Origin of the sequence: Psychrobacter sp. (assembly GCF_035469765.1) — a bacterium.
GTDB lineage: Bacteria > Pseudomonadota > Gammaproteobacteria > Pseudomonadales > Moraxellaceae > Psychrobacter.
Map to the genome: position 1 here is coordinate 1 of NZ_DATIRM010000261.1, position 3,163 is coordinate 3,163.

At 41.5% G+C, this 3,163-nt stretch carries 4 protein-coding genes; all 4 read right to left on the reverse strand.

Features of this window, described 5'->3' with window-relative positions; translation table 11 throughout:
* Positions 1-117: 117 nt before the first annotated feature.
* The 4 genes from VLN09_RS12290 to VLN09_RS07400 all read right to left on the reverse strand — a co-directional run bounded on the left by VLN09_RS12290 (position 118) and on the right by VLN09_RS07400 (position 2,777).
* On the reverse strand, positions 118-285 hold the full coding sequence (locus tag VLN09_RS12290; protein ID WP_414709104.1) for a hypothetical protein: 168 nt from the start codon (positions 283-285) through the stop codon (positions 118-120).
* 32 nt (positions 286-317) lie between these two features.
* Positions 318-530 carry a hypothetical protein gene (locus tag VLN09_RS07390; RefSeq protein WP_325245150.1) on the reverse strand — a complete coding sequence of 71 codons (213 nt, stop codon included), beginning with the start codon at positions 528-530 and terminating at the stop codon, positions 318-320.
* A complete protein-coding gene (locus VLN09_RS07395) occupies positions 531-1,619 on the reverse strand; it encodes a hypothetical protein (protein ID WP_325245146.1) in 1,089 nt (362 codons plus the stop codon).
* A 222-nt stretch (positions 1,620-1,841) separates the two neighbouring features.
* Positions 1,842-2,777 carry an AraC family transcriptional regulator gene (locus VLN09_RS07400; RefSeq protein ID WP_325245148.1) on the reverse strand — a complete coding sequence of 312 codons (936 nt, stop codon included), beginning with the start codon at positions 2,775-2,777 and terminating at the stop codon, positions 1,842-1,844.
* Positions 2,778-3,163 lie beyond the last annotated feature (386 nt).

Below are 3,163 nucleotides of genomic sequence, written 5' to 3' on the forward strand. Positions count from 1 at the left end.
AAAACGTTTCAGGATATCGTAAGGAAGAAAAGCTAATACAGTAATAAAAAAAATAAAGGCAGTTTAATTAAAGTGATATAGCGCTATTGAGATAATCATTAGAACTAGCCTACCAAATCATTCATATTCACAATTGGCAGCATCACTGCCATCATCATAATAATCAACACCATGCCCATGAGCACCAGCATTAAAGGCTTCAGTAATGATAATAAGATATTGATAAATTTGAACCTTCCGTGACTCGATCGGCAGCGGTAATAATGGTTTTTTGGATATATACATTGGTAGTGACCGCAGCGCCAATATATAGCGTCTCAATCAATGGCACCCCAGAACGCACCAATATCGCAAGCGTACTGAAAAAGCGAGCGCACAGCAAGCATTAAGGATTTGATATGAGTTTTTGGGGATTGTTTGGCAACTGCTGCCAAGGTTTCTTTTAATGGAATACCAGCAGCAAGTAAAACGGATAATTGACGCGTCAATTTGGGAATAGTAGCTTTAGATAAGTAAGGTTTTACGAACACTTAAAGAAGCGGCGTAGAGTCATTACTGTCTGGCATCAAGCCTTGTAATAGTAAAACATCTAAATGCTGCTGTTGTAATTTTTTATCAAAATCATTCACTTCAGCGATCAGCATGCGCTCGATGCGCTTATCACTCGCAAATACGCTCAAACGCGCACAAATCACGGCCAATTGGTAAATACGTTTTTTACAATATCCATCTAAACCTTGCAGCAACCTGACCATGTGCGGAGTTTCAAGACTGGCATAGTCATAGTCGCTCACCACATCTTGTCCAAGAGCAGTCACGCCATAGCTAATCGATAAATGCGCGCAAAAATAACAGCTGAACAAGTAACCCACCACATGACCAACATAATAGCCTCGATCATAAGTAAAGCTACTAACCCCAAAGTGACCAAGCACGTAGCTATTAATACTGCCTTGATCAAAAAAAGGTTTGTTATGTTTAAGTTTACCGATGGTAGCAAGACAAAGCGGATTGTGCCCGTCCTGTGTTGTCAGCTGCCAACCCGCCGGCTGTTGGGCTGGCATATGACGCACAATATCCTCAATAATATCATCGACCACATGCAGCTGCTGCCATAAGCGCTCAAGGGCATCCGTGTCCATCAGACCACGTTTATCAAGCTGCTGAGCAAGCAAATATTGCTGATATTCTGCAAACTGTGTTTTGAGGGTTTGTACAAGGTAGGTCGGACGGATAGCAGCTGACGCTAGATACAATTGCTGCGTACGCTCATGCTGCGCGTGATAAAGCGCCACACGCTGAGTAGCCACACTGCTTTCACTAACTGGTGCTGCTAGACTTGAGTTTATAGAGGTTTGAGTGGTAGTGTTTAGTGTAACGGAGTCAGTCTCAGCCAAGTCGTCATCAGCATTTGGCAACACAAACAATGCCAACAATGCGGCTTTATCAAGCACAGTGACTACACTTTCCTGTGTACCATCTGTTTGCTCAATATTTGAGTCGTTCTGATTATTTTTAGCGTCGACTTTACTAGTAGTCTTGCTGTTATTATAGGCAGACGCAGAGGTATCCTGTGGGTTACTTGATTTTACGCTTGGTTTTGCGGTCGGTTCAGTCATAAAATACCATCAGCTGCAAAAATACATATCACCTAAGTAAGTCAGACTCTATAACGGATAGGCATTAATATATCCGCATAAAATATAGGTCGCTAAAAAAGCGTCGCAACTAGGCGACTTACTTATTTCGTTGTTGTTCCATAGTACATGAACCTACACTCATTGTCAGCTGCACCGCTATCAAATACCAATGATAAAAAAGCTTTGTGATTTAACTGACAATTAAGCCAGTGTCTGTTGTTGATATTGTTGACGATATACTTTTGGCGATACGCCATATATGCGTTTAAAGGCTTGGCTAAAGGTTGAGTCTGAAGCATAACCGACTAGCTCACTGATACGGCTGATACTGTTTTGCTGTAAACGCAAATAACGCGCCGCTAAACGCAAGCGGTAATCCATTAAATACGTGAGCGGTGGCATACCAACCACCTCTTTGAAGCGCTGAGCAAAGCTCGAACGTGACATACCTGCAACTTCAGCAAGCTTATGAATGGTCCAGTTTTGATTTGGGTTTTCATGCATCGCAACCAACGCCTTGGTTAAAAAAGGGTCTTTCATGGCTTTTAGCCAACTGTCCGTCGCCTCTGGCAAACTCTCAATAAAAACCCGCAAGCACTCAACCAGCATAATACCTGCCCAATGATTGATAACTGCGGTTTTGCCCATACGCTCATGCTCCGCTTCCAAGGTCAATAGTCGAATCTCGACATCAATTACCTCAAAACGACCATCAGACTCATCATTAATCTCAGGCAATATCGGTGGCAGCACGGACAATAAAGGACGAATCATCTCTTTATCGTACTTAGATTCAATCAATATCAAAGACGACTGAGCATCGCCATCACCCTGAATATCAAGCGAGTCTCCCGTATAATTGATAAGTAGCTCATCCAGTGCTTTAGCATCTTTTCCGTGATGATTGTGAGCATAACTGACGTGATTGTGCGTACTAGGAATCATAATGATATCACCGGCATGCGCTTCTCTTAGCCCACGCCCCATATCAATACAAAAACTACCGGACATCACCAAATAAAACAAAATCGTATCTTGTCTGGTCAGCGAATAAGACCAATTCCCCGTACCATTTAACCGATAGTATTTTGTATCAAATAAATGCACATTTTGTAGCAACACGCTCAATGCGTCCATCAACCATTTCCCCAATAATAAATGCTCAATAACGTGCTACTCTTCATAAAATATAACGCTATTTAGATAAACATGTCTTTCATAATTAAATCAGCCCTTACTTATAAAGCTTTTACTACAAAAGATGTATCATAAGAAAAATTGCTCAAAAACGCCAGTAGACTGTTTAATAATAAGCAGTCTAAAAAATCTCAGATAATAGGACAGCCAAGAGAATATAAAACTGACAGGCATAAAAAAATGCCAAAAATGGCAGCGGCTGTTTTTAAATGATTTTAATAGACGTGTAGAATACAAAGAGGAAGGATAAAAATATGGGGCGACTGATGGGACTCGAACCCACGACAACCGAGATCACAACCCGGGGCTCTACCAACTGAGCTACA

What these genes read in the sequence shown, in the direction of transcription:
- VLN09_RS07395 (WP_325245146.1), bottom strand. Translation starts at nt 1,619, where the DNA reads ATGACTGAACCGACCGCAAAACCAAGCGTAAAATCAAGTAACCCACAG.
- VLN09_RS12290 (WP_414709104.1), bottom strand. Translation starts at nt 285, where the DNA reads ATGTATATATCCAAAAAACCATTATTACCGCTGCCGATCGAGTCACGG.
- VLN09_RS07400 (WP_325245148.1), bottom strand. Translation starts at nt 2,777, where the DNA reads ATGGACGCATTGAGCGTGTTGCTACAAAATGTGCATTTATTTGATACA.